The 25,700-nt window shown below is 64.7% G+C and carries 26 protein-coding genes; 12 read left to right on the top strand and 14 right to left on the bottom strand.

From position 1 onward, the window contains the following. Nucleotide 1: 1 nt before the first annotated feature. Nucleotides 2-853 (bottom strand): phosphodiesterase, encoded by an 852-nt coding sequence (locus I6F24_RS09570; RefSeq protein WP_036022751.1) that lies wholly within the window; start codon nucleotides 851-853, stop codon nucleotides 2-4. Between the two features lie 251 nt (nucleotides 854-1,104). Between I6F24_RS09570 and I6F24_RS09565 the strand changes: the two genes are divergently transcribed. Continuing rightward, nucleotides 1,105-2,115: a M23 family metallopeptidase gene (locus tag I6F24_RS09565; RefSeq protein ID WP_225149514.1), complete on the top strand. Its 1,011-nt coding sequence runs from the start codon at nucleotides 1,105-1,107 to the stop codon at nucleotides 2,113-2,115. A gap of 4 nt (nucleotides 2,116-2,119) precedes the next feature. Here the strand turns inward: I6F24_RS09565 and I6F24_RS09560 are convergent, their stop codons facing one another. The 4 genes from I6F24_RS09560 to I6F24_RS09545 all read right to left on the bottom strand — a co-directional run bounded on the left by I6F24_RS09560 (nucleotide 2,120) and on the right by I6F24_RS09545 (nucleotide 4,855). Further along, entirely contained in the window at nucleotides 2,120-2,371 is a 252-nt protein-coding gene (locus tag I6F24_RS09560) for a hypothetical protein (RefSeq protein WP_225114145.1), read from the bottom strand. After that, complete coding sequence (locus tag I6F24_RS09555) at nucleotides 2,368-2,802, bottom strand: hypothetical protein (protein WP_225114144.1); 435 nt, start codon at nucleotides 2,800-2,802, stop codon at nucleotides 2,368-2,370. The genes I6F24_RS09560 and I6F24_RS09555 overlap by 4 nt, the downstream gene beginning before the upstream one ends. Continuing rightward, nucleotides 2,799-3,245, bottom strand: coding sequence for a hypothetical protein (locus I6F24_RS09550; RefSeq protein ID WP_225149515.1), 447 nt, complete (start codon nucleotides 3,243-3,245; stop codon nucleotides 2,799-2,801). Before I6F24_RS09550 ends, I6F24_RS09555 begins: the two co-directional genes overlap by 4 nt. A 137-nt stretch (nucleotides 3,246-3,382) precedes the next feature. Continuing rightward, nucleotides 3,383-4,855 (bottom strand): protein adenylyltransferase SelO, encoded by a 1,473-nt coding sequence (locus I6F24_RS09545; RefSeq protein ID WP_225149516.1) that lies wholly within the window; start codon nucleotides 4,853-4,855, stop codon nucleotides 3,383-3,385. 197 nt (nucleotides 4,856-5,052) lie between these two features. Between I6F24_RS09545 and aspS the strand changes: the two genes are divergently transcribed. Next, the gene (aspS, locus tag I6F24_RS09540) at nucleotides 5,053-6,825 is read left to right on the top strand and encodes an aspartate--tRNA ligase (protein ID WP_225149517.1); all 1,773 of its coding nucleotides are present in this window, start codon (nucleotides 5,053-5,055) and stop codon (nucleotides 6,823-6,825) included. A gap of 169 nt (nucleotides 6,826-6,994) precedes the next feature. After that, on the top strand, nucleotides 6,995-7,150 hold the full coding sequence (locus I6F24_RS09535) for a hypothetical protein (protein ID WP_158284410.1): 156 nt from the start codon (nucleotides 6,995-6,997) through the stop codon (nucleotides 7,148-7,150). A 44-nt stretch (nucleotides 7,151-7,194) separates the two neighbouring features. Here I6F24_RS09535 and I6F24_RS09530 read toward each other — a convergent pair whose 3' ends face one another. Then, nucleotides 7,195-9,159, bottom strand: coding sequence for a hypothetical protein (locus I6F24_RS09530; protein ID WP_225149518.1), 1,965 nt, complete (start codon nucleotides 9,157-9,159; stop codon nucleotides 7,195-7,197). A gap of 241 nt (nucleotides 9,160-9,400) precedes the next feature. Between I6F24_RS09530 and I6F24_RS09525 the strand changes: the two genes are divergently transcribed. Further along, nucleotides 9,401-11,710 carry an NADP-dependent malic enzyme gene (locus tag I6F24_RS09525; RefSeq protein ID WP_036022760.1) on the top strand — a complete coding sequence of 770 codons (2,310 nt, stop codon included), beginning with the start codon at nucleotides 9,401-9,403 and terminating at the stop codon, nucleotides 11,708-11,710. 360 nt (nucleotides 11,711-12,070) lie between these two features. Continuing rightward, complete coding sequence (locus I6F24_RS09520; RefSeq protein WP_036000486.1) at nucleotides 12,071-12,523, top strand: DoxX family membrane protein; 453 nt, start codon at nucleotides 12,071-12,073, stop codon at nucleotides 12,521-12,523. A 3-nt stretch (nucleotides 12,524-12,526) separates the two neighbouring features. Here the strand turns inward: I6F24_RS09520 and I6F24_RS09515 are convergent, their stop codons facing one another. The 5 genes from I6F24_RS09515 to I6F24_RS09495 all read right to left on the bottom strand — a co-directional run bounded on the left by I6F24_RS09515 (nucleotide 12,527) and on the right by I6F24_RS09495 (nucleotide 17,886). Further along, a complete protein-coding gene (locus tag I6F24_RS09515; RefSeq protein ID WP_050995865.1) occupies nucleotides 12,527-13,642 on the bottom strand; it encodes a helix-turn-helix domain-containing protein in 1,116 nt (371 codons plus the stop codon). Between the two features lie 298 nt (nucleotides 13,643-13,940). Beyond that, on the bottom strand, nucleotides 13,941-14,492 hold the full coding sequence (locus tag I6F24_RS09510; RefSeq protein WP_036000481.1) for a dihydrofolate reductase: 552 nt from the start codon (nucleotides 14,490-14,492) through the stop codon (nucleotides 13,941-13,943). A 9-nt stretch (nucleotides 14,493-14,501) separates the two neighbouring features. Beyond that, nucleotides 14,502-15,524 (bottom strand): polysaccharide deacetylase family protein, encoded by a 1,023-nt coding sequence (locus I6F24_RS09505; protein WP_036000479.1) that lies wholly within the window; start codon nucleotides 15,522-15,524, stop codon nucleotides 14,502-14,504. Nucleotides 15,525-15,703: 179 nt separating this feature from the next. Next, a complete protein-coding gene (locus tag I6F24_RS09500; protein WP_036022762.1) occupies nucleotides 15,704-16,273 on the bottom strand; it encodes a glutathione peroxidase in 570 nt (189 codons plus the stop codon). Nucleotides 16,274-16,362: 89 nt separating this feature from the next. Next, nucleotides 16,363-17,886, bottom strand: a complete 1,524-nt coding sequence (locus tag I6F24_RS09495) for a L,D-transpeptidase (protein WP_074447896.1) — start codon at nucleotides 17,884-17,886, stop codon at nucleotides 16,363-16,365. 208 nt (nucleotides 17,887-18,094) lie between these two features. Between I6F24_RS09495 and I6F24_RS09490 the strand changes: the two genes are divergently transcribed. Beyond that, the gene (locus tag I6F24_RS09490; protein ID WP_036000425.1) at nucleotides 18,095-18,643 is read left to right on the top strand and encodes a CreA family protein; all 549 of its coding nucleotides are present in this window, start codon (nucleotides 18,095-18,097) and stop codon (nucleotides 18,641-18,643) included. Between the two features lie 12 nt (nucleotides 18,644-18,655). Here the strand turns inward: I6F24_RS09490 and I6F24_RS09485 are convergent, their stop codons facing one another. Continuing rightward, nucleotides 18,656-18,868: a hypothetical protein gene (locus I6F24_RS09485; RefSeq protein WP_036000463.1), complete on the bottom strand. Its 213-nt coding sequence runs from the start codon at nucleotides 18,866-18,868 to the stop codon at nucleotides 18,656-18,658. Between the two features lie 412 nt (nucleotides 18,869-19,280). Here I6F24_RS09485 and I6F24_RS09480 point away from each other — a divergent pair, with 412 nt between their 5' ends. Both I6F24_RS09480 and I6F24_RS09475 read left to right on the top strand, forming a co-directional pair. Next, the gene (locus tag I6F24_RS09480; protein WP_167361658.1) at nucleotides 19,281-19,445 is read left to right on the top strand and encodes a hypothetical protein; all 165 of its coding nucleotides are present in this window, start codon (nucleotides 19,281-19,283) and stop codon (nucleotides 19,443-19,445) included. A 32-nt stretch (nucleotides 19,446-19,477) separates the two neighbouring features. Then, nucleotides 19,478-19,840, top strand: coding sequence for a hypothetical protein (locus I6F24_RS09475; protein ID WP_036022768.1), 363 nt, complete (start codon nucleotides 19,478-19,480; stop codon nucleotides 19,838-19,840). 10 nt (nucleotides 19,841-19,850) lie between these two features. Here I6F24_RS09475 and I6F24_RS09470 read toward each other — a convergent pair whose 3' ends face one another. Then, nucleotides 19,851-20,096, bottom strand: coding sequence for a DUF6719 family protein (locus tag I6F24_RS09470; protein ID WP_036022769.1), 246 nt, complete (start codon nucleotides 20,094-20,096; stop codon nucleotides 19,851-19,853). 67 nt (nucleotides 20,097-20,163) lie between these two features. Continuing rightward, nucleotides 20,164-21,633: a PLP-dependent aminotransferase family protein gene (locus I6F24_RS09465; RefSeq protein WP_036022770.1), complete on the bottom strand. Its 1,470-nt coding sequence runs from the start codon at nucleotides 21,631-21,633 to the stop codon at nucleotides 20,164-20,166. Nucleotides 21,634-21,707: 74 nt separating this feature from the next. Between I6F24_RS09465 and I6F24_RS09460 the strand changes: the two genes are divergently transcribed. The 4 genes from I6F24_RS09460 to kynA all read left to right on the top strand — a co-directional run bounded on the left by I6F24_RS09460 (nucleotide 21,708) and on the right by kynA (nucleotide 25,692). Continuing rightward, nucleotides 21,708-22,433 (top strand): pyridoxamine 5'-phosphate oxidase family protein, encoded by a 726-nt coding sequence (locus tag I6F24_RS09460; RefSeq protein ID WP_225141668.1) that lies wholly within the window; start codon nucleotides 21,708-21,710, stop codon nucleotides 22,431-22,433. A gap of 54 nt (nucleotides 22,434-22,487) precedes the next feature. After that, nucleotides 22,488-23,765 (top strand): ArgE/DapE family deacylase, encoded by a 1,278-nt coding sequence (locus I6F24_RS09455; protein ID WP_036000410.1) that lies wholly within the window; start codon nucleotides 22,488-22,490, stop codon nucleotides 23,763-23,765. A gap of 243 nt (nucleotides 23,766-24,008) precedes the next feature. Beyond that, nucleotides 24,009-24,821, top strand: coding sequence for an alpha/beta hydrolase (locus tag I6F24_RS09450; RefSeq protein ID WP_225149519.1), 813 nt, complete (start codon nucleotides 24,009-24,011; stop codon nucleotides 24,819-24,821). 31 nt (nucleotides 24,822-24,852) lie between these two features. Continuing rightward, the gene (gene kynA / locus I6F24_RS09445) at nucleotides 24,853-25,692 is read left to right on the top strand and encodes a tryptophan 2,3-dioxygenase (protein ID WP_036022774.1); all 840 of its coding nucleotides are present in this window, start codon (nucleotides 24,853-24,855) and stop codon (nucleotides 25,690-25,692) included. The last annotated feature ends 8 nt before the right edge of the window (nucleotides 25,693-25,700 follow it).

Genomic DNA, 25,700 nt, shown 5'->3' with positions numbered 1-25,700 from the left:
CTCATCGCGCCCGGAAATTGAGCGCGTAGTCGCGGCCGTCCACTCCCGCCGGTGGCTCGAAGGGGAAGCGCAGACTCTGGTCGAGGAAATCGTGGCTGTGCACGACGAGGTTCTCGTCGTCGATCAGCACGACGCCGTAGGCCGGCGGCTCGTGGCTGGCGAGATGCTCGCTGGCCGCAACGTCGAGCTCGAACCAGACCTGGTGGTTGGTGCCGCGCAGCGTCGAGAACGGGATCTTGCCGTAGCTGCCGAAGATCGGCCGGTGCACATGGCCGAAGAAAAGGTGGCGGATCCGCGCGCGATAGGGCGCGATGACTTCCGCGAATTCGGCGCTCTGCTTCAGCGCGATCTCGTCCATGGCGTGGACGCCGACCGGGAAGGGCGGATGGTGCATGAACACGACGAATTCCTGGTCGGCGGACGCGGCGGCGAGCGTGCTCGCCAGCCAGCCGAGGCGCTTTGCGCACATCTCGCCGGCATGGCTGGTCTCGTCCAGCGTGTCGAGGAAGACGAACAGGCCGTGCTCGGTGGTGCGCGTGCCCTGCACGAAGCCGTTGGCATCGCGCGGCGCCGCCTTCAGCGCGTCCAGGCAGGTGACGCGCTTGTCGTGATTGCCGACCATCGCGATGTAGGGAATCTTCAACGCCGTCATCGCCTCGGCGAAGTTGGCGTAGGACTCAGGCTCGCCCCAATGGGTGAGATCGCCGGTCACGACCGCAAACGCAGCGTCGGACTGGTGCTTGTTGATGTCGGCGATCGCCGCATCCAGCCGGGCGCGCGGATCGAGGCCGTAGAGCATCGAGCCGGGATTCGCGAGATGCGTGTCGGTGAGGTGGATGAATTTGAAGGGCATGGCGCGCCTAAATCGGGACGGTTGGAGGATCGGCGCCTCCGGCAAGACGGCGCTGTCAGCCCGTTAGAGCGCGTGTGTTTCAGTTTGATGACAGCGGTTCCCCTGGCCTGCTGAACATGTGGACACGCTTCGGCGGGCAGATGCGACGGGGACGGCGCCTCACGATTGCGCTGCAGTGGAGAAGCTACCTTGCCGTGAAGATGCGGTCATGGTTTGCTGGTCCAAGCCTCATTGCATCACGAGTTTCCCCAATGCCGCCGCGAGTCTTCCGCAAGCTGGGATTGCTTGCTTCTCTCTCCGTCCTGCTTGCCGTGTTGAGCACCGGTCCGCGTGCGACCGCGGCCGAGTTCAACTTCGCCCGCTACAAGGAGACCGATCTCGACGAATTCCTGGCGCGCCGGCGGCCCGCCACCGGCATGGACGTCTACCCAATGTCGCCGCTGAAGCTCGATGTCACGCTGGCCTCTCACGGCGAGCCGTGTGCCAACGGAGCGCTCAAGCGGTCTCTGATCATGAGCGGCATGCCCAAGCAGGATGCCGACAGCCTGCAGGCGACCAACTGCATCACGGTGCGCTCCGCCAAGGGGCGCGAGCTCAAGGTCTTCATGCAGGACGTGGTTTACGGGTTTCTCCCGAACGAGGTGCCGGTCGGCGGCAAGCTCTCGCTTTATGCGATCCATGCCTTCACCTCGCCCGACGGGCCGGGACTGCTGGTCAGCGAATTCCTGACCCCGCGCAGCTTTCCACGTGCCGACAAGCCGGCGGACACGACGATGACATCCTGCGGATGCTGGACCCACGACGAGCATCCCGGTGTCGATTTCACCGCCGACAAGCCGGGCGCTCCGGTGGCAGCGATGGCGGACGGCGTTATCGTCAAGATCGAGGCCGGCGAGCAGGCCCCGGCCGATTTTCCCGGGATCGGCGGCTGCGGCCGATACGTCGTGCTCAAGCACACCTATCCCAATGGCGGCATCGTCTACACGCGCTACGTCCAGCTCGGCCGCGTGGTCGGTCCGAAAGGCGAGACACTTAGGGTGGGAGCGACCGTTAAAGCGAAGGACACGATCGGCGAGATCGGCCCGAGCAAGGTGCTGCATTTCGAGCTTCGCCCCGTCGCTCCCGGCAACACGACGACGGACAAGGCCTGGAGCGAACGCTACGGCAAGATGCCGGACATGGAGTGGTCACGCTACGAGACCGTCGATCCTCAGAAATTCGACGTGGCATCGTTCGGCGGCGTCAGGAAGGCGACGAAGTAGGGGGTTAACGATCGATCGTGCGCAAACGCTCGATTTCGGCGATCAGTCTTGGAATGTCCTGCCGCGCGTGAGCGATGAAGTCCTGATCGGCTTCCGTTGCGCCGGTGAGGTAAATATCCTCGCCTTCGGTCTGGATGAAGTCAGATCCGCTGATATTCTCGCGCGTCTCGATGAACGATTTCCACGGACCGGCGGTAGCCTGTTCGCATCGCGCTTTGATCGCCTCGATCTCGTCGGCAGTGAGTGGATCATTCATGTCGGCGACTCTCCGTTGCCCGCTCGATCTCGCTTCGCAACATGGTCGGCCCACCAGCGGATCCAATCGCGCGCATAGGCCCTGTCGACCGGCGTGATCCAGTCGGCATCCTGGAGTGACAGCTGGAAAGCCTCCAACACTTCGCCGACAAATGGTTTGACATCGATCTCCGCGATATCTTGCGCATCAACCTCGACCACAGGGCCCTTTGCGCCGAGGTGCTCGACTGCATGCGCGTGCTCGGTCAGAAAGAGGGGCCGCCCGGATTCCAGCCTCACGAACATCGAGGCGGCCCAGCCGAGGCCGTCGTCCTGATAATGGATCAACGTGAAGCCGAAGCGTTTTGCGAGGTCTGCGATCCGAATTGCGAGGGAGCAGAGCGGCATTTCGGGTCCGGAGAACCGAAAGTCGTCCGGGAGTTGCGTGATCACGACCGATCGCTCTCAGTTCGCTGGACCAGAGTGACCGAGTGGGCGGACGCATTGCTGCCGGAGATCTCGCGTTTGCGCCGCGTTTGCTCGATGTGTCGATAGAGCCTCTGCAATTGATCGGCGGCTTCAACGCTACCTTGCTGGATTGCATGTTTGAGCCAGCGGACGGCCTCGTCCTGATTGGCCTCAACGGACAGCGTGCCCATCCCGTATTTGATGGCCAGCGCGGTCGTGTAAACCGGTCCGGCTCCGAGTTCGACCGCTTTCAGCAGGTGATCGAAGCACCGCCTGTCCTTCTCGAGATAGGGGAGGTTGCCGAGCCTTCGGTCATACGCGCTACTCAATTCGAGATGCGTTTCGACGTCTGCGGGGGCCATGGTAGTTTCGACCTCATCGATCAGACGATCGACCTCATCACGCACGAGGCCTGCATTCTCGCCCATCTTCGCGAGAATCAGCGTGCGGACATGTTGCCTTCCTCGATCGCTTGGCGAACCAGCGTGAGCGCTTCCGAATAGCGTCGGGCAACAAGTAGTTCCGCCACTTCGAGGCGCCATTCGGGATGCATATTCCGCTTGCCTCACGTCCCGCAGAACGTCTGCAACACGCGCTGATCCGGCAGCGGCGGATCGGCGTAGGCTGCATACTCCGGCTGGTCCTCGAACGGCTTCGCCAGCACCTTCACCAGCTCCTCGAACGGCGCGTAATTTTCGTCGTTCACCGCGGCCTGGATCACGGCCTCGACGCGGTGGTTGCGCGGGATGAAGATCGGGTTGACCGCGTGCATGGCGGCCTGCCGCTCGGCTGCGCTCTGTGGCTCCAGCGCGATGCGCGCGCGCCAGCGGCCGGCCCATTCGTCGAAGGCTGCGGGCTCCATGAACTGCGCGCGCACGTCGGCGCCCTCATCGGCCGCGGCGTCGCCCAGCTTGCGGAAGGTGAGGGTGAAATCGGCCTGGTTCTTGGCCATGGCATCCAGCAGGTCCTGGATCAGCGCATCGTCGCCGTCGCGCTCGGTGAACAGGCCGACCTTCCGCCGCAGGCCGGCCTGATAGGCGGCGCTGAACTGATCGGAGAACGCGCCGAGAATGTCCTGCGCCTCGGCCACCGCCTTCTCCTGCTCGTCCGAAAACAGTGGCAGCAGGCATTCGGCGAGGCGCGTCAGATTCCACAAGCCGATGCGCGGCTGGTTAGCATAGGCGTAGCGGCCCATCTCGTCAATCGAGGAGAACACCTGGGCAGGATTGTAGGAATCCATGAAGGCGCACGGACCATAATCGATGGTCTCGCCCGAGATCGAGCTGTTGTCGGTGTTCATCACGCCGTGAATGAAGCCGACCAGCAGCCAGCGCGCGATCAGCTCGGCCTGGCGCGCGACCACGGCGGCGAGCAGCGCGTGATACGGCCGCTCCGCCTGAAGCAGCTCCGGATAGTGACGCGCGATGACGTGGTCGGCGAGCCGGCGGATCGCCTCGGTGTCGCGCCGGACGGCGAAGAACTGGAAGGTGCCGACGCGAATGTGGCTGGAGGCGACGCGGGTCAGCACCGCGCCGGGCAGCGCGGTCTCGCGGATGACATGCTCGCCGGTAACGACCGCGGCGAGCGAGCGCGTGGTCGGGATGCCCAGCGCGTACATGGCCTCGCTGACAATGTATTCGCGCAAGACCGGACCGAGCGCCGCGCGGCCGTCGCCGCGGCGGGAGAATGGGGTGGGGCCGCTTCCCTTGAGCTGGATGTCGCGGCGGACGCCGTCTTTGTCGATGACCTCGCCGAGCAGGATGGCACGGCCGTCGCCGAGCTGCGGCACGAAATGCCCGAACTGGTGCCCGGCATAGGCCATGGCGATGGGATCAGCTCCGGCGGGAACCGTCTTGCCGGCCAGGATCTCGGCGCCATCAGGGGTCTCCAGCACATCAGGATCAAGCCCGAGCTGGACCGCCAGCGGCCGGTTCAGCTTGATCAGCCGGGGGGCGGCGACGGGGGTCGGCGCGACGCGAGCGAAGAAGTTGTCCGGCAGCGCCGAATAGGAGTTCTGGAAGGGGAAATGCACCGTCATGACCTCAAGATAGGGCTGGAACGTCAATCGGCAAAGGTTCGTCCCCGGATAAGCCAAAAATGGGCATCTGAGGTCCAAATCCGGCCGTTCCCTTGGTTGCCGCCCCCGTCCTGCCGGGGTAAACCCTGCCGCAACTTCGGACCGGCCATCACGGGCCGTTCGATTCGCTTCCTTCCGACATTGATTTTGGGACGACCATGCATCGCTACCGGTCACATACATGCGGCGCGCTCCGCGAGAGCAACATCGGCGAGACCATCCGCCTCTCCGGCTGGGTCCATCGCGTCCGCGACCATGGCGGCGTGCTGTTCATCGACCTGCGCGACCATTACGGCCTGACCCAGTGCGTGGTCGACCCGGACTCGCCGGCATTCTCGCTGGCCGAAAAGCTGCGCTCGGAATTCGTGGTCAAGATGGACGGCAAGGTCCGCCGCCGCCCCGATGGCACCGACAATGACGACCTGCCGACCGGCAAGGTCGAGGTCTACATCAGCGAGATCGAGGTGCTGGGACCGGCCGGCGACCTGCCGCTGCCGGTGTTCGGCGACCAGGAATATCCCGAAGACATCCGCCTCAAGTATCGCTTCCTGGATCTGCGTCGCGAGAAGCTGCACCAGAACATCATGACGCGCGTCGAGATCATCAAGTCGATGCGCCGGCGCATGGAGGGGCAGGGCTTCTTCGAGTTCAACACGCCGATCCTGACCGCGTCCTCGCCGGAAGGTGCGCGCGACTTCCTCGTCCCGTCGCGCATCCATCCCGGCAAGTTCTACGCGCTGCCGCAAGCGCCGCAGCAGTACAAGCAGCTGCTGATGATGTCGGGCTTCGACCGCTACTTCCAGATCGCGCCCTGCTTCCGCGACGAGGACCCGCGCGCCGACCGTCTGCCCGGTGAGTTCTACCAGCTCGACGTCGAGATGAGCTTTGTGACGCAGGAAGACGTCTTCGCGGCGATGGAGCCTGTGATCACGGGCGTCTTTGAAGAGTTTGCCAAGGGGAAGCCGGTGACCAAGGGCTGGCGCCGGATTCCGTTCGCCGAGGCGTTGCGCAAGTACGGCAGCGACAAGCCGGACCTGCGCAATCCCATCGAGATGCAGGACATCTCCGAGCATTTCCGCGGCTCCGGCTTCAAGGTGTTCGCGCGCATGCTCGAAGATCCCAAGAACCAGGTCTGGGCGATCCCGGCACCGGGCGGCGGCAGCCGCGCCTTCTGTGACCGCATGAACTCGTGGGCGCAAGGCGAGGGCCAGCCCGGCCTTGGCTACATCATGTGGCGCGAGGGCGGCGAGGGCGCAGGTCCTCTCGCGAACAACATCGGGCCCGAGCGCACCGCCGCGATCCGCGCGCAGCTCGGCGTCAAGGAAGGCGATGCCGCCTTCTTCGTCGCCGGCGATCCCGACAAGTTCTGGAAGTTCTCAGGTCTCGCCCGCAACAAGGTCGGCGAGGATTTGAACCTCACCGACAAGGAGCGGTTCGAGCTCGCCTGGATCGTCGACTTCCCGATGTACGAGTACAACGAGGACGACAAGAAGGTCGACTTCTCGCACAACCCGTTCTCGATGCCGCAGGGCGGCCTGGAGGCGCTGAAGTCGCAGGATCCGCTGACGATCAAGGCGTTCCAGTACGACATCACCTGTAACGGCTACGAGATCGCCTCGGGCGGCATCCGCAACCACGTGCCGGAAGCCATGGTGAAGGCGTTCGAGATTGCAGGTTACGGCGAGCAGGAAGTGGTCGACCGCTTCGGCGGCATGTACCGCGCCTTCCAGTACGGCGCGCCGCCGCATGGCGGTATGGCCGCCGGCGTCGACCGCATCGTGATGCTGCTCTGTGGCACCACGAATCTGCGCGAGATCTCGCTGTTCCCGATGAACCAGCAGGCCATGGACCTCCTGATGGGCGCTCCGTCGGAAGCCACCACAAAACAGCTCCGCGAGCTGCATGTGCGGGTCAACCTGCCGCAGAAGTGAATTTGACGGTTTCTAGTCTGGTGCCCCGGACGCAGCGCGGCACGCGAGTGATGCGCTGCTGAGCTGGGGCCCAAGAATTCCGGTGAACTTGCTCTTTTCGTCTTCGTCGTGTTCAAGTTGACGTTAATCGTGACATCGATCTAAGGTCGCGTCGTGGACGGAGAGCTCAATGAGCAACAGTCGCGTCGCCGCCCTAGTCTTGGCAGTGATTGCGCTGCTTATCGCCGGCATGATGCTCGACTTTTACTGGGACTGCCGCCTCCTGAAGGGGGGAACGATGAAAGACTGCATGCCCGGTCGCCCCGGACCGACGGGACTTCACTGACGACACGAGTTGAAGCCCTCCCGAGCCGCATCCGGGAGATCGAACTACAGCCCCGTCGAGGCCTCGATCCTGAACTGCGCCAGCGCGCTCTGCGGGTCGGTTTGCGAGAGCTGCATCAATTGCATCAACGGCACCTTGGCGCGGGGCGTCAGCTTAATGGTCAGCGTCTGCCCCGGCGCTTCCACGAATCCGGCGAGCGCGTCGACCGCGCCCCTGGCATCGCTATTGGTCCCTGCGATCTTCTCGCCTTGCGCCCTGATCATCGCGACGATGGCGCTGCGGGCAGCATCGCGGCTGACATTCTGCATGCGTGCGAACTGCGCCACGACGAGATCGACCACGCCGCCGTCACGCAGCGAGGCCTCAAGCGCGCCGGTTTCGACCAGCGCTGCCTGACCCATCGCCTGCGCCGGGTCGGTCGTGAACAGGCCGCGCGGCACATTGACGAGCGCGACGCGGGTCTGCAGCCTGGCGAGGTTGCCGAGATCGAGCGTAGCGGGGGCGAGCGCGAACGCGCCCGACGATTCCGTCCAGGCCGCGCCGAGATCCAGATCGATCGCCAGCTTGTCCACGCCTGCCACGATCAGCGGCTGCAGCGCCGGATTGGCGGGATCGGTCGGCGCGACCATCTTCACGACCAGATTGACCTTGCTCGGGATCGGCCCGACGAACTCCCCCCAGTTCAGGCTGATCGTATCGATGGTGAAGAGCTGCCGCGTCGTCTTGTACGGCGAGACCACGCCCTTGATCTCGGCACCTTGGAGCACGCGGAATAGGCCGACCATCTGATCGGGCGAGGGCGGCCGTCCCGGCGTTTGGAGACTCGCCGCCCAGCGCATCAGATTTGCCACGCTGAAGGACTTCAACGCGAAGCGGTCCATCTTGAACTGGCCCTGCGGCATCGGGATGTCGAGGCCCTCCAGCGTTATTCTGTCCTGATCGTATTTGACCGCGTCGAGCCGTCCCGTCCCTTGCGGCGTCTCGGCCGTTTGCCGGCCAATTTCGGCCTTGCCGATCTGGAAGCCGTCGAAGAGGTCGGCCACCTTCTCGATCATGTCACGCGACTGTGCCGGCGTTGGGATCGAGCCGTCGGCCGGCACCAGCGCGATGATCTCGGCCGGCCGGAATTTCGAGGGCCGGATGGCAATGTCGTCGAAGGTGAACCCGTCCACCTGCATGCGCATGCCGGGAGCCGCCGTCACGACATAGGAGTTGACCGAGATGCGCCGATAGATCCTGTGAAAATTGTCGTCGTTCGATCCTTGCGGATCGAGCGCAGCCCTCACGGCGGTTGGGTCGAATTCGTAGATGGCCAGGCCGGACAATTCGCCGGTCATCTTCGCGGGCCTGCCCGGCTGGGTCAGGTCGACCGTAAGGGCGACGCGGTCCATCTTCGCCGTTTCGATCTTGCCCCGGTTGACGTTCTGGATGGACACGCCCGAATAGACATAATCACCGCCGCCGGCATTGCCGCCCGCATCGACGTTGACCTCGAGGGTCGGCACCGCGATCTCCGACGCCGAGATGTTCGCGTATTGCGCGAGGATGAAGCGGTACATGTCCATAATCGAGCCGGTCACCGGCGTGCCCTCTGCGCGGGTCGGGCCGGAAAAATCGCGCGCGGTGATCTGCGGGAGCTTGTAGTTCGCCTTCACGGTGATCCGCTCGGTGGATGTAAAGCCGACCTCGACGCCCGACGCCTCGATGCTGTCGGCCGAGAAACGAGCCTCGTCCGGCTGGCGCACACCGACGGCCGTGATCTTGGCGACCTTCAAGGTGGCGAGCTGCGCCTGGGCAGGCTCGACTTTGATGTCCTCCACCGTCAGCGTCCGGGTCGCGAGCTCGAACCCGATCTTGCCATGGCTCGCCTTGCCCCCACCCGAGCGGATCTGCGCGAACACCGCCTCGACCTCGGCGGTCGCCCGGTTCTGCACATACAGATTGAAGCCGAACCATCCGCCCGCGGCGAGCACCGCTCCCACGACGAGGCCGATCAGGATTCGCTTCATTCCCAGCTCCGATTGCCGATTTTGGATCGCGCAACCTGCCATATTCGCGAAACGCCGCGCGGTCCAGAGAAAGCTATGGTTTCAAATATTTGACGGCGCGCCCTGTTGACGGGGATGCAATCGGATGTTGCCACCGGGCCTTCGGCCGTGCTTCATCCCGTTTCCATGACCCGGAAATACGGTCCGCTTGGGCCGTCGAATCGTGCATTTTCGGGGCCGGTAACGCGAGGCGAGACACCGCATGTCGTCCTATTCTGATGATCTCCACCAGGCGGCGCTCGCCTACCACCGTCTGCCGCGCCCTGGAAAGCTCGAGATCCAGGCAAGCAAGCCGCTTGCCAATCAACGCGACCTCGCGCTGGCCTATTCGCCGGGCGTCGCCGCGGCCTGCACCGAGATCGCCAAGAATCCGGCCGAGGCGGCCACGCTCACCACGCGCGCCAACCTGGTTGCCGTGGTCTCCAACGGCACCGCGGTGCTCGGCCTCGGCAATATCGGTCCGCTGGCCTCCAAGCCGGTGATGGAAGGCAAGGCGGTCCTGTTCAAGAAATTCGCCGGCATCGACGTGTTCGACATCGAGATCGCCGCCGACACCATCGACCGCGTGGTCGAGACCGTGGCCGCGCTGGAGCCGACCTTCGGAGGCATCAATCTGGAGGACATCCGCGGGCCGGAATGCTTCGAGATCGAAGCGCGCTTGAAGGAGCGCATGAAGATTCCGGTCTTCCACGACGACCAGCACGGCACTGCGATCATCGTCGCCGCCGCCATCACCAATGGTTTGAGGCTGAACGGCAAGAAGCTGTCCGAGGTCAAGATCGTCGCGTCGGGGGCAGGGGCCGCGGCGATCGCGACACTCAATCTCCTGGTCTCGATGGGCGCGCAGCGCAAGAACATCTGGGTCTGCGACATCGACGGCCTCGTGCACGAGGGCCGCAACACCTCGATGGACCGCTGGAAGGCGGTCTATGCGCAGAAGACCGACAAGCGCACGCTCGCCGACGTGATCGGCGGCGCCGACATCTTCATCGGACTCTCGGCACCCGGCGTGCTCAAGCCGGAGATGGCCAAGGCGATGGGCGACAAGCCCCTGATCATGGCGCTCGCCAATCCGGTGCCGGAAATCATGCCGGAAGAGGCGCGCAAGGCGCGCCCCGACGCCATGATCTGCACCGGCCGTTCCGACTACCCGAACCAGGTCAACAACGTCCTCTGCTTTCCCTTCATCTTCCGAGGGGCGCTCGATGTCGGCGCCACCGCGATCAACGAGGAGATGAAGCAGGCCGCCGTCGAGGCCATCGCGCAGCTCGCGCGCGAGGCGCCGTCGGATGCCGTCGCGCAGGGTTTCGACACCGGCGAGACGCAGGGCTTCGGTCCGGGCTCGCTGATCCCAAGCCCCTTTGATCCCAGGTTGATCTTGCGCATCGCGCCGGCCGTGGCGAAGGCGGCGATGGAATCGGGCGTCGCAACGCGCCCCATCACCAATTTCGACGAATACACCGCGCTGCTCGAGCGCTTCGCCTTCCGCTCCGGCCTCGTCATGAAGCCGATGTTCGCCAAGGCCAAGACCCAGCCGGTGCGCGTGATCTATGCCGAAGGCGAGGACGAGCGCGTGCTGCGCGCCACGCAAGTCGTGCTGGAGGAAAAGCTGGCGCGGCCGATCCTGGTCGGCCGTCCGTCGGTCGTGGAGGCGCGCATCAAGCGCTTCGGCCTCTCGATCCGGGCCGGCAAGGATTTCGACCTCGTCAATCCCGAGGACGATCCACGCTACCGCTCCTACGTGCAGTCCTATGTCGAGGTCGCCGGTCGCCGCGGCGTGACGCCGGATGCAGCCCGCACCGTGGTGCGCACCAACAATACGGTGATCGCCGCGCTTGCGGTGACGCGCGGGGAAGCAGACGCCATGCTCTGCGGCGTCGAGGGCCGCTACATGAGCCATCTGCGCCACGTCCGCGAGATCGTCGGCTTCTCGCCTGGAATCAGCGACTATGCGGCGCTGGCGCTATTGATCACCAGCAAAGGCGCCTTCTTTATCGCCGACACGCAAGTTCGCCCCAATCCGAGCGCGGAGGAGCTTGCCGAGATCGCATCGCTCGCCGCGGTCCACGTCCAGCGCTTCAACATCAAGCCGAAGATCGCCTTCGTCTCGCATTCGGATTTCGGCAGCTACGACACCGATTCCTCGCGCAAGATGCGGCTGGCGACCCAGCTTCTGAAGGACAAGCATCCGGAGATCGAGGCCGACGGCGAAATGCAGGGCGACACCGCGCTCTCCGCAGCTGCGCGAAGGATGGTGCTGCCGCATTCCAAGCTGGAGGGCGAGGCCAACATCCTGATCATGCCGACCCTGGATACCGCCAACGTCGCCTATCAGATGATCAAGTCGCTCGCGGACGCGCTGCCCGTCGGCCCGATCCTGGTCGGCCCGGCGCGCCCCGCGCATATCCTCACCCCCTCGGTGACGGCACGCGGCATCCTCAACATGACGGCCGTGGCCGTGGTGGAAGCGCAGGAACGCGCCTCGCGGCAGCAGCCGACGTTGTTTACGTAAGGCACCGCTGTCGCGCCGCTGGAGGTGCAATCCTTCTCCCCTTGTGGGAGAAGGTGGCATAGGCGGCCTTCGGCCGCCGTTCTTAGCGACGCCGAAGCGAAGCTTCGGCCGTGGCGCCGGATGAGGGGTTGTTTCCGCGAGTCGGGATCTCGCGAGTTGCCCGTGCCGATAGATACCCCTCATCCGTCTCGCCGCTTCGCGGCGAGCCACCTTCTCCCACAAGGGGGAGAAGGAAAGAGACCGGCAATTTTGAATTCCTATCAGTTCGCCATTTCCCCGTTTGTAAACCGGCGCACGACTCTCCATAATCCCCTTCAAGCGTTCTGCGTTCTGCGCTCTGAGCTTGCCAAGAGGCCGATCATGCCAGCGTTCGTGACTTTCGGGCGAATCCTGTTCGCCGTGCTGTTCATCTACACGGGCGCGACCAAGCTGTTTGCCATCCAGGCCACCGCCGACGTCATCGCAACCAAGCTCGTGGTGCCCGATGTCGTCGCGCCTTATGCCCAGCAGGTCGAGACGGCGACCGCCATGACCACGCCGCAGCTGTTGGCGATCGCGATCGGCGGGCTCGAGATCATTGCAGGGCTGATGATCGCGTTGAATTTCGGCGCGCGTTTCTTCGCGATGCTGCTGATCGTCTACGTCGCCGTCGCGACCGTCCTGTTCTACGATTTTTGGAACATGGCGGCGCCCGACAACGCCAAGATGCTGGTCGACGCGCTCAAGAACCTCTCGATCATCGGCGCGCTCTGCATGATCATCGGCTATGGCCGCACCACGCGTCCGGCCGAGGCGGCCTACGGCGACGTCTAGCGGTCACTCCGCTCTCGGCGGCGCGATCTCGCGCATCCAGCGGGAAATCGTCGCGCTGTTCGCTCCATCGCTGCCGCGCTGTCGGCCGAGCAGGGCGGCCTCCCGTGCGGCGCGGGGCGTGATGCCGTAGGCGGCCTTGAACGAGCGCGTGAAATGCGCGTCGGTGCCAAGCTGCCAGCGCCGTGCCACCTCGCTGATCCGGGGGCCCCGCGCGCCCGAATTGGCGAGGTCGAAGAAGGCGCGGTGCAGTCGGCGGCTGCGGATGTAGTCGGCGATGCCGCCGACCGGGGCGAACAGCCGGTACAGCGAGGCCCGGGACAGGCCGAAATGGGCGGCGATCGAATTGGCCGACAGATCCTCGCTGGCAAGGCCAGCCTCGATATATTGGCGGATCCGCATCAAGGACGGGCTTGCCGCGACGCCATGGTCGGCATCGGCCTCGCCCCGTTCGATTTCGTTGCGAAGGCACGCGGCCAGCAGCGACACCGTGCCCTCGACCACGGATTGGCATTCGTCGAGGCTCATGCGCGGGGCAAATTCGAACAGGGCGGTGAGATGCCCCGCCAGCAATCGCGCGATCACGCTGCTGCCCGGCAGCACCAGGCCATGCAAATCATCGACCCGCAAGAGATGGGCGGCGAACATCGGGCGCGGCACGACCAGCGTGACATTCTCGAACGCCGTCGCCTTGGTCTCCAGCGCCTGGGCGAGATCGAACAGGCAGATGTCGCCGGCGCGTACGCGCATCGGCCGTGTTCCGGCAACGCCGTCATAGCCGCCCTTCAGATAGAGCTGGAGGATGATGTGGTCGACGCCGCTGCGCGCGATCGTTTCGGCCGTCCGGCGGAAACGCTGGCCGCTGGCACGGCTCAGCCCGATCAGCACCGGTCCCATGGCGTAGGAGCTGAGGTCGGCGCGAAACGGGCCCGGTTCGCCGGCGGCGAGCTCGTCCACCTCGAACAGCGTGGCGACGGCTTCCCGCCACGCTGCGATGTTCGCCTCCGTCTCCATCTGATCGGCGCTGAAGCCGAATGCCGGCAGCAGGGACGATATCGGGGCGACATCGTCATTCAATCCGGAAGCGTCCGTCGGACTAGTCGGCGTGCAGTCGTCGCTCATTCTGGCCGTGGGTTAGTTTTTGCTCTTTTGTCTCAGTCTATTGATGCGGTGTGTCGCAGCCGTTGGCCCGTATTGACGCCGCGCCTCGGACGTTGGCTATAGCGCCACGACCGCCGTCGGGGCCGATTTTCGGGTCTCGGCAAATATGCTAGCCGGCTTTGCGCTGGCCGGCGGCGGGACCAATTTTAGCACGGCACATCAGCAATATGCGGAACGGTATGATGTTGCAGGTACTGTGCATGGGGTTGTTTTTCCAGTTTGGGTCGGAGCCGGCGTAAGCGCCGCCACTGCCGGCAGGCTACCCCCGCCGCCACGGGGTCACGGTCACTTCATGCGCCGCGTCGAGGAGGTAGGGCGCACCCGGCCTCATCCCGTGCGCAGCCAGCACCTCGTGAGGCGTCCGCTGGGGCACGCCGACGAAGCAGCCCTCGCCGCCGGGCAGCCGCACATGCGGAGCCTCCGACAGCCAGAACGTGTCGTAGCGGTCCATGAACAGGTCGAACACGACCGGTCCGCCGATGACGGCGACCATGCCGGATGCGACGTCGGCGAAGGCGCAGGCCTGCTCGAAGTTCGCATGCTCAGGATTCCACAGCGTCGCGTTCGGCATCTCCGGATCGACGGTGAGGTCCCTGATCTTGCGGGTCAGGATCAGCCGCTTGCGGCTGGCCGAATTCGGCTGCTGCTCGTGCGAGTTGCGGCCGTGCACGATCAGCGCGGCGCGATCGAGTGCCTGCTCGAAGAACCGCTTGTCACCTTCGAATTTCAACGTCTCAGGCATGATGTGCGACGGATCGGCGAGCATGCCGTCCGCGGAGACGATGACGTAGCCTTCGATACGGAAAGACAAGTGCGACGGCTATTCGGAAACGGTGGTCACCACCGAATTGACCGGGCGCTGACTCACCGTCGGCAGCTTGAGGTCCTTGAGCAGCTCCTGGTCGTATTCCGGCAGCGTCGAGGCCGGGAACTTGGCGCGCATCGCGACCACCTTGTAGCCGCCGGCCTTCAGCCGCTTGAGCAGCTCGGGCAGGGCCTCCGCGGTGTGCTTCTGGAAGTCGTGCATCAGGATGATGCCCTTGCCCTTGGTATCGAGCTTCTTCATCACGGTCTCGACGATCTTCTCGGGCTTGGAAGCCTTGAAGTCGAACGAGTCGATGTCGCAGGAGAAGCTCGCGACATTGCGGTTGCCGAGATAGGTGACCATCTCGGGCGGATGCTGCAGCGCCGGGAAGCGGAAGAACGGCGCGGGCGAGATGCCGCCGAGCGCCCACTTCACCGCCGCAAAGCCCTTCTCGATCTCGTCCTTGCGCTGCGCTTCGTTGAGCTTCTTGTTGTTGAGGTTGGCGTGCGACCAAGTGTGGGCGCCGACGGTGTGGCCGGCTGCGTAGACCTGCTTGAGGACCTCCGGCTCGTAGGTCGCGTGCTTGCCGATGATGAAGAAGATTCCGGTGGTGCATTCGTCCGCGAGCGCCTTCAGCACCGCGGGCGTGTTGCGCGGCCAGGGGCCGTCGTCGAAGGTCAGCACGACCTCCTTGTCGCGCAGGAAGTCGAGCTCCTTGAAATGCTCGAAGCCGAAGCCGGGACCGCCCGTGGTGTCGATCTCGACGGTGCGGGCGACGCCGAGTGCGCCCGGTGTGTTGCAGGCCGCGCGGGCCGGCTGCGGCGGCTGTTTCGGCGGGGGCGGATTGACGAAGCCCGCTGGCGCCGCAGCCGCTGCTGCGGGCGCTGGAGCTGCAGGGGATGTTGCAGCCGCTGGTGTTGCCGCCGGCGCGGCTTGCGGTGCGGCCGCGGGCTTCGCGGCCGGCGTCTGCGACCATGCGGCGCCGGAGAGCGCCACCGACATCGCACCTGCTAAAATCAGTCCTGCCGCCACGCGCATGGTGATGTCCCTCGAGATTGATCCCGTTGTTCCGCCGTGGCTTTTCGCCTGCGGCAAAAACCGTCCTGCCCAAAACAATCCTAGCCTAGATGGTGGGCCATCGCCATTGCAACGGCTGTTTGATGCCGCGTCGCAATTGTGCCCAGCCGGATGGCGTGCACTTGAGTCGTGCACGTGAGTCAAGTGTCGGCCAGGGCCCTTGCAATGGCGGTCTTGATCCGCGTGTCGGCCGGCTCGACGGCGGATGGAAATACCTCGGCGATATAGCCGTCGCGGCCGATCAGGTATTTGTGGAAGTTCCAGCGCGGAACTTCCTTCGGTCGGGCTTCCGCGGCCCATTTGTAGAAGGGATGCGCCCGCGCACCGACCACCGCAGCCTTGGCCGTAATCGGGAAGGTAACGCCATATTGGTGGTGTGCGGTCTGCGTGATCTCGCTGCTGCCACCGGGCTCCTGGCCGCCGAAATCGTTGGACGGCACGCCGATCACGGTGAGCCCGCGCCCGCGAAACTCGTTCCAGATTTCCTGCAGGCCGGCATATTGCGGCGTGTAGCCACAGAGCGAGGCCGTGTTCACCACCAGCAGCGGTTTGCCGGTGAACGTGGCGAGGCGGATGTCGTCGCCTGACAATGCGGGGAAGGAGAAGGCGTAGGCCGAGATCCGGCTCATGGCGCCATCGGCGAGGGCGCGCGTGACAGGCGCGAACGCGCCCGCAAGCGTGACGCTCAGCACGGTTCTGCGATTCATCATGACGGCGTCCCCCGAGATGATCCGAGGGCAGATTACTCCGCCACTGCGGCCTCGCGCGTCAACACCGCGTTATCGGTCCTGCGAGAGAGCTAGTACAGGCGGACGATGAAGTCGGTACCTTCGCCGGTCTCGCCCTGGTTGATGCCCTGGTCGGAGACGATGATCGAGCCGCCTGACGTCAGCATCTCGTTGATTTTCGCCATGGTCTCAGTGGGGACCGAGATGCGGTTGAGGGCTTCGGCTGGGCTGTCCGGCGTCACCACCGGTTTTGCGGCGACGGGGATCACGGCGGCACCGCGCTGGCGGCGCGCCACGCGGTTGTCGTCCTCGCGCGCCACGGAACGGGCGGACACGGGCAGCGACACCACCGACCAGTGCAGCGTGTTGGCATCGGCCTTGTCGAGCTCGGCGGTGAAGACATGCGTGCCGAGCGGCCGGTCGCTCGCGGCGATCGTGACAGGCACCTCGAACAGCGGCGCAAAATTCTGCCGCACATAGAGCTTGGAATCCTTGCGGCTGATGAAGACGGCAATCTGGCCGGCCCGCTTGGGTGTGTCCGGCTTTGCCGCCGGCGCAGGATCGGTGAGGCGGCCCTCGTCCTTCTTTGCATCGGGTGCGGTGGCGAGCGCCGGCGCATCGGGTGCCTTCGCGGCTTCCGTTTTGACCGGGTCGACCTTGTCGGCAGGCTTGTTCTCGGTCGCCGGCTTGGCGGCGTCTTCGGACGCAGGCTTGGCCGCTTCGGCCGTCTTGACCTCGTTGGCCGTCGCCGCGGCTTCCTCGCGCGCAGCCGCATGGCCGGTGGTCACGTCCGACAACACGGTGTGGCCGACCGAGGTGCGCAGCTCGACCACGCTGTCGGCGCTGGCCGTCTTGGTCTCGACCGGCTTGGCTTCGGTCGTGCCCTTATCGGCCTTGTCAGCGACATTGGTCTGCGGCGCGAGGCTCGCGGCGGGCTGCGGCGGCACGCGCATGGAGGCGAGCACGGGATGGGAGAAGCTTTGCGGCGATACCTGGCCGGGCGCCACGATCACGCGCGCGCCCATCCTGGTCCAGTTCCACATCTTCATCGCGAACGCCATGGGCATGCGGATGCAGCCATGCGAGGCCGGATAGCCCGGCAGCGCGCCAGCATGCATCGCGACGCCGGACCAGGTGATCCGCTGCATGTACGGCATCGGCGCGCCGCTATAGAGGTTGGAACGGTGGAATTTGTGCTTCTGGATGATGCTGAACACGCCCATCGGCGTCGAGTGGCCCTTCATGCCCGTCGACACCGGTGATTCCGCGAACACGCCGGCTTTGTCGTAGACCGTCATCTTCTGCCGGTCGATCGAGACGACAATGACGAGTGGCCCTTGCGGCTTGGTGCCGGCTTCCTTCTCGACAACGACGTCCTTCTTGCTTGCGGCGCCGCGCTTTTGCGGCTTCTGGCGCGGTATTTCGGGAAGCCGGTTCGGCCGGGCGTAGTAGGGCCGGTCGGAATAGTCCGTCCAGTAATAAAATGCTGCGTTTGCTTCGCTGGTTGCGCCGATCGCACCCGCCGCCGTCAACATGGCGACCTGCCACAGCCGTGCCGGCTTGGCAGGCGAACCCCACCCGTTCACGCTGTTCATCCTCGAATCCATTATCCAAATCAGACGTTAGTCTCGCAAAGGGAATACGCGTTCACCAGCAGCGCGGTTCTGCCATCAGCTACTTTTGTCCAAGGCGTAGCAAAAAAGCCTCACGGAGCGGTAAACGGCGGCCGGGTCCGCTCCTCTGCCGCCTTCCTGACCGCCGCTTGCGTTCCTACATTGCGGGGACTTGTTAGCGGAGAACTTCATGTCATCTCGTTTCCCCGGTCTTTCGAGCATCCGTCTGAAAGGCCTCGCTTTATTCCTCCTGGCTCTGACCGCGCCAATGGCGTCGGCATCTGCGGCCGACGAACCTGATCTGATCTTCCGCCGCTCTACCGTGTTCAAATGGATGAGCCCGAACGACAAGCTCGCGACCTATGGTCTCGACGATCCCGAAGTCGAAGGCGTCGCCTGTCATTTCACGGTGCCGGAGAAGGGCGGCTTCAAAGGCTGGCTCGGCCTTGCCGAGGAGGTCTCGGATATCTCGCTGGCCTGCCGCCAGGTCGGTCCGGTCAAGTTCAAGCACAAAATGGAGCAGGGCGACGACATGTTCCGCCAGCGCCGGTCGCTGTTCTTCAAGAAGATGCAGATCGTGCGCGGCTGCGACGCCAAGCGCAACGTGCTGGTCTACATGGTCTATTCAGACAAGCTGATCGAAGGCTCGCCCAAGAACTCGACCTCGACCGTGCCGATCATGCCGTGGGGACCTGCGGACGCAAACGTCCAGAAGTGCGGCGAGTTCTTCACGCAATGAGGCGCTCCGCGTTCACTCCTGCAACGCGCTCGCGTTCACCCGGCGGCGATCGCGCGGCGTCGCAAGGCGCGATCCGGTCAGTCGCACGAACGTCTGCGGCGCCGCCTCGAGGCCGCGGCTCGATTGCAGCGCCATTGCGCCGGTGCTGCCGCGAATGATCGGTTGATCTGCGCGCTCCGTCGGTGGATTTTCATCGCGCGGCGTTGCGCGATTTCCCGCCATCATGGCCATCCCTCACGTGAATGCGCCCGATGATCCGGGCGTCTCGGTTTCGATGGCTTGGGTCGTTGCTGAACCAATTCCGGTTCGACAGGATCCAGCCTTCTTTTGCCGCCCTTTCAGCAGAAAAACGTAAAATGCATGTGAAGCGCGCGCGGCGGCCGCGTGACAACGCTTGGGCGGGGTGCACGTCCGTGCCGGCGCCGGAACTTGGCAGGCGACTTTGGCCTGCCGCCAGACCTATCTGAAATAACTGGCATTTTCCGAGAATTGTTTCGTCGCCGTGGCCGGGACGAAACAATTCTCACGAAGACGAAACCATTTTCAGTTTTTCGCGCATCACGCGCGAAACCGCCCATGGTTATCAGGCTGATAAGGACGACGGCGCACCGCCGGCCACAGAATTGGGACACAGATCATGCGCGCGCTCAGCTTCATCCTTGCTTTCGGTTTCGTGCTCGCCGGCTCCTCGTTGGCGGGTGCGCCCGACGGCAATCTCCCCGGTGTCGGTACCTTCCAGTACAGCGGCTCGCCCGTTGCGGTTCCGGCCGCTCAGCCGATCATGGTCGCCGCGCGCTTCTGACTGCACACAACGAAACAGCCGGCAAAACTATCATGTTGCTTCGTCTCTGCGCCGCAGCGTTCGTGTCCCTTCTGACGATCAACTCCGTTCAGGCGCAGGTCCGCTCACCTTCCAGGCTACCCGATCCGCGTGGCGAATTCGTGCGCCAGTGTGCGCCGCACATGCTCGGGCGCTGGCAGCATCCGGAAGCGGTCTGCGGCTGCCTGCACGATCACGCCGCCGCGGCCGTCGAGGATCGCGATCTGCGCGAAGCGCTGCTGCGCGGCATCAGCGAGACCGGCGTGCCCACCATCGAGACAGATTGGGTACCGGCCTCCAAGCACAGCGAGATCGGCCCGACCTTCACCAAGATCGCCAAACCGACCCTGCAGTGCATGTTCGATCCGGCGAAATAGTCCTGGATCCTTACTTCGTTTTCGGTCCGTGCCGGGGCACGCAGGAACTCGTGCGCGAGACTCCCTTGTCGGTCATCTTCGCGCCGCGCACTTCCCTGAGCTGACCGGCGGGGCAGGTTCCGTCATCCACGAGCACGCGCTGGCCGAGCTTCAGATCGCCGATGTCCTGCTCACGTCCGACTGTGGCAGCGCGTGCCGTCGAGACAAGCGCGATGGAGATCAGCAGCGAGAGGCAGGTCGCGTGGCGCAGCAGCATGATGTGAGGTCCCGGAATCGATGCCGCAATCTAGGGAGCGGCGGGCGATTCTGATAGTGAAGCTTCGTCAGGCCCGGCGGGCCGGTTTTCCTTTTGCGGCCAAGGCTGCGCGCGATTCCCTCGCGAGACGTTCCGCGGACGCCACGAGCTGCGGCACGGGATGTCCGGAAAATCCCAGCACGAAGCCGGGCAGGGGACGCCCGCGCGAATAGGTGTCGGCCAATAGCCAGCCTTCGGCGCCAGCCGCCTGCTTGGCCAGCGCCGCCACCGCCGGATCGACGGCAGGATCGAACCGGGCGACAAGATGCAGGCCTTGTGAGGGCACCGGCACCGAAAGCGCGCCACCGGATGCGACTTCCAGCCTCTCGGCGAGCACGTCGCGCGCCTCGCGATAGAGTTTCCGCACGCGCTTCAGATTCGCGGCGAAGGCGCCGGAATTGAGCATGTCCGCCACCGCGCCCTCCATCAGCGTGCCGGGAAAGCGGTCGAGCGCCGCCCGCGCCGTCGTCACGTCCGCGATCAGGCGTTCGGGCAGCGCGCAATAGCCGATGCGCAGGCCCGGAAACAGCGTCTTGGCAAAGGTGCCGAGGTAGATCACGCGCTGGAGCCGATCGATGCCGGCGAGCGACATCAGCGGCGCGCCGTCATAACGGAACTCGCTGTCGTAATCGTCCTCGAGCACGAATGCGCCGGCCTGTTTGGCCCAGTCCAGAAGCTCGAGCCGTCGCGGCATCGACATCTGCACGCCAAGTGGAAACTGGTGCGACGGCGTGACGTAGGCCGCGCGCGCGGACGGCGCCGCGATGCGGCCTTTGGCGACGCGCATCCCGTGTTCGTCCACCGGGACGGGCACGGCGCGATAACCGCAATGGGCGATGGTTTTTCGCGCGGCGGGATAGCCCGGATCCTCGCACCAGACCTGGTCGCTGGATTTCAGGATCGCGCTCAGCACGATGCGCAGCGCGTGCAGCGTGCCCGAGGTCAGCATGATCTGGTCGGGATCGCAACGCAGCCCCCGCGCCGACAACAGATGGTCGGCGATCGCCACGCGCAGCTCGCGGCTGCCGCGAGGGTCGCCATAATGCAGGTGCTCGGTTCCGAATGCGCGCATGCGGCGGCCGACGAAAGCGCGAAAACGCTGCACGGCGCGTTCGTCGATATGGGTGCAGCCAAGCGCAAACGCGCCTTGCTTTGGCGCTTCGAGAACGACCTTCGGCTTGTTCGGCTCGGCGGCGCGCTGGGGTATACGCGCCGCGACGAACGTTCCGGAGCCGACCGTCGCGTCGGCAAAGCCGTCGGCGATCAGGCGCTCATAGGCGGTGACGACGGCGTTGCGGCGGAAGCCGGTCTGCCTGGCCAGCGTCCGCGATGGCGGCAGCGGCTCGCCCGGCCGGACCAGGCCGGAGACGATCATCTCGCACAGTGCCTGATACAGCCGGTGCGCGGCAGAAGCGCCGGCCGTGACGTGAGGGCCGGTGAGGTCGAGCGGAAGCTCGGGCTTGGTTCGGGACGACGAATTGGTCGGAATTTTTTGCATGGAATTGGAACTATCGCAGACCAAATGCGCCGCTACAACTGCTCCGGATTTCTTCCATCCGAGCAGGAGCGGCTGTGAGCCAGACCGAGACCTCGAATTCCTATCCGACATCGGCACGCAACCAGGTGAAGCGCCGGCACGACCGCGGCTTCTATGATCACGACACGGTTCATCGCATCCTGGATTCTTCGATGCTGTGCCACGTCTCCTACGCAATCGACGGCCAGCCCTATTGCACGCCGACCTTCTTCTGGCGCGAGGGCACCAGGCTGTACTGGCACGGATCGAGCGCCAGCCGCATGCTACGCAACCAGAGCAAGGGCGAGCGCGTCTGCCTGACGGTCGCCCATCTCGACAGCCTCGTGCTGGCACGCTGCGGCTTCAACCATTCCGCCGACTACCGCGCCGTGATGGCGTTCGGCACAGCCTATCTCGTCACCGATCCTGATGAGAAGGAGCGCGCGGTGATCGCCATGGTCGATCGCTTCTTCCCGGATCGCACCGCCGGCCTGCGACAGAGCACCATGCAGGAAATCAAGGCGACGTCCTTCATCGCAATGGAAATCGAGGAAGCCTCGGCCAAGATCCGCGCCAAGGGCGTCGCCGACGATGACGAGGACTATGCGCTGCCGATCTATGCGGAGCGCATTCCGGTCCGCACCGTGCTCGGCGCCCCCGAACCGTGCCCGCGCCTGCTCGATGGTGTCAGCCGGCCTGCGACTCTGAACGGCTATTCCGAAGGCCGGCTGCTCGAAGATGCATTGCGGGATGCATATTTTCTGGAGTACCCGAACGGCTGAAATCGGCTAGTTTGCGCGCTCCCTGGGACCATTGGAATGTCTGGAGTCGCCCGAATGAATGCCGAAACGCAGCAGAGGATTCTTGACGCCGTCGACAGCGGCTTCGAGGCTCAGCTCGCAACCACCCGCGATTTCGTCGCGATCCCTTCGACCCGCGGGGCGGAGGGACCATGCCAGGACATGATCGGCGATCTCCTGCGCGAACGTGGCTACGAGGTCGACGACTGGCATATCGACGTCGAGGATTTGAAGGATCTGCGCGGCTTCGGTCCGATCGAGCACGACTTCTCGAAGGCGCGATCCGTGGTGGGAACTTACCGTCCGAGAACCAATGGCGGCAAGTCGCTGATCCTGCAAGGGCACTGCGATGTGGTGCCGGCCGGTCCGCTGGAATTGTGGGAAACGCCGCCATTCGCGCCGGTCATCAAGGACGGCAAGATGTTCGGCCGCGGTGCCTGCGACATGAAGTCCGGGACGATCGGTGCGCTCTATGCGCTGGACGCGATCAAGGCCGCGGGCTTCAGGCCGACGGCGCGGATCCATTTCCAATCGGTGATCGAGGAGGAGAGCACCGGTGTCGGCGCACTCTCGACGCTGCAACGCGGCTATCGCGCGGACGCCTGCTTCATTCCGGAGCCGACCGGCGGCAAGATGGTGCGCTCCCAGGTCGGCGTGATCTGGTTCCGCCTCCGCGTGAAGGGGCATCCGACCCACGTTGCCTTCGCAGGCTCCGGCGCGAACGCGATCATGGCGGCATATCACCTGATCCAGGCGCTGCAAAAGCTCGAGATCGAATGGAACGAGCGGGCCAAGGCCGACCGTCACTTCAAGACGCTCGACCATCCCGTCAACTTCAACGCCGGCATCATCAAGGGCGGCGACTGGGCGTCGAGCGTGCCGGCCTGGTGCGATGTCGACTGCCGGATTGCGGTGTTGCCGGGCTGGTCGATCGCCGATCACCAGAAGGAGATCATGGCTTGCGTCGCCGCCGCTTCGCGCAACCACCGCTTCCTCGCCAACAATCCGCCGCAGGTCGAATGGTCCGGCTTCCTGTCGGAAGGCTATGAGCTGACCAACGCCGCGGAGCCCGAGGCTGCGTTCGGTAAGGCCTTCAACAGGGTCTATGGCGGTACGCCAGAGGACCTCGTCTTCACGGCGCTGACCGACACGCGCTTCTACGGCCTCAACCACGGCATCCCGAGTCTGTGTTTTGGTGCCAGCGGAGGCGAGATGCACGGCTTCAACGAGTTCGTCGACCTGGAGTCATTGAAGAAGGCGACCAAGGCGATGGCGCTGTTCATCGCGGAATGGTGCGGCGTGGAGAAGGCGTAGCGGTCTCCCCATCGCCACTGCGGTAGGGTGGGCAAAGGCGCACTTGCGCCATGCCCACCACCTTTCTCTCCGATGAACCAAGATGGTGGGCACGCTCCGCTTTGCCCACCCTGTACCCTCGTAGCAGTCGCTGCCCAATCCACCGGCTCCCTCAATCCTTTAAGCTTAAAAGAAAGACTAGGATGCCGCCCTGACCGGTGGCAGACTGGCTTCGGTTCGTCGGACGAGTCCTCGGGAGCAACGATGCGCGATTGGGATGACGCTTACGCCAATTCGGCCCACATCCCGGGCTCGGACAAGATGCCGGCGCTGTGGGCGGAGCGGGCGGCGGCCTACCGCGCCGGGCTGAAGGAATTTCGCCCCGACATCGCCTACGGCGCCGGCGAGCGCCAGAGGCTCGATCTGATCCTGCCTGACGGCGACAGCAAGGGTCTCGTCGTCTTCGTCCATGGCGGTTACTGGATGCGCTTCGACAAATCGACCTGGACCGATCTCGCCGAAGGCGCGCGGCACCATGGCTGGACGGTGGCGCTGCCGAGCTACACACTGGCACCAGCTGCCCGCATCTCCGATATCACTGCGGAGATCACCGCCGCGATCGCCAAAGCGGCATCGCTCGTCTCGGGGCCGATCCGGCTCGCCGGCCATTCCGCCGGCGGCCATCTCGTCACACGCATGCTGTGCGGCGACAGCCGGCTCGAGTCCGCCGTCTACAACCGCATCGCCGGTACGCTCTCGATCAGCGGCCTGCACGACTTGCGTCCGCTCCTGAAGACGGGGATGAACGAGACGCTGCGCATGACGATGGAGGAGGCGACGCTGGAAAGCGCGGCGCTGCATCTGCCACGAGGGCGTTCGCCAGTGACGGCCTGGGTCGGCGGCAGCGAGCGGCCCGAATTCATCCGCCAGTCCGATCTGATGGCGAACATCTGGACCGGCTTCGACGTGCCGACGCACCTCGTCGTCGAGCCCGGCCTCAACCATTTCACGGTGATCGACGGGCTCAAGGATCCGTCGTCACAGATCACCGCGCGCCTGATCGGCCTCGATGAATGAGACCAGGGACGATCGATCGAGAGGGCCAGCCATGACGTCCAGCGATTACGATCCCACAAGCGAAGGCGCCGAGACCGATTTCACCCGGCGCATGTCCTACGGTGATTATCTCGCGCTGGACGCGATCCTCGGTGCGCAGCATCCGCTGTCGGAGGCGCATGACGAGATGCTGTTCATCATCCAGCATCAGACCACGGAACTGTGGATGCGGCTCGCCATCCACGAGCTCGCGGCTGCGCGCCGTGCGATCTCACGGGATGAGGTGCAACCCGCGATGAAGATGCTGGCCCGGATGTCGCGTATCTTCGAGCAGCTGAACGGGGCCTGGGACGTGCTGCGCACAATGACGCCCAGCGAGTATACCCGCTTCCGCTCGCAGCTTGGACAATCCTCGGGCTTCCAGTCGCGGCAATACCGGCTGATCGAATTTCTGCTCGGCAACCGCAACCACGCCATGCTGAAGCCGCACGCGCACGATGCGGAGACGATCAAGCTGCTCGAAGCCGAGCTCGGGACGCCGAGCCTCTATGACGAGGTGCTGCGGCTTGCCGACCGCAACGGGCTCAAGATGCCTGCTGCGGTGCTGGCGCGCGACGTTCGCGAAACCCACAGCTTCAACGAAGGCGTGCTGCAGGCCTGGCGTATCGTCTACGAGGCGCCGGAAACCCACTGGATGCTCTACGAACTGGCCGAGAAGCTGGTCGATTTCGAGGATTATTTCCGGCGCTGGCGCTTCAACCACGTCACCACGGTCGAGCGCGTCATCGGCTTCAAGCGTGGTACCGGCGGCACTGGCGGCGTCAGTTATCTCAAGCGCATGCTCGAGGTCGAACTGTTTCCCGAACTCTGGCGCGTGCGTACGATTCTGTAGGGATGTCC

Source organism: Bradyrhizobium sp. BRP23 (assembly GCF_020194135.1).
Lineage (GTDB): Bacteria > Pseudomonadota > Alphaproteobacteria > Rhizobiales > Xanthobacteraceae > Bradyrhizobium > Bradyrhizobium yuanmingense.
This window is presented reverse-complemented; position numbering and strand designations above follow the sequence as displayed.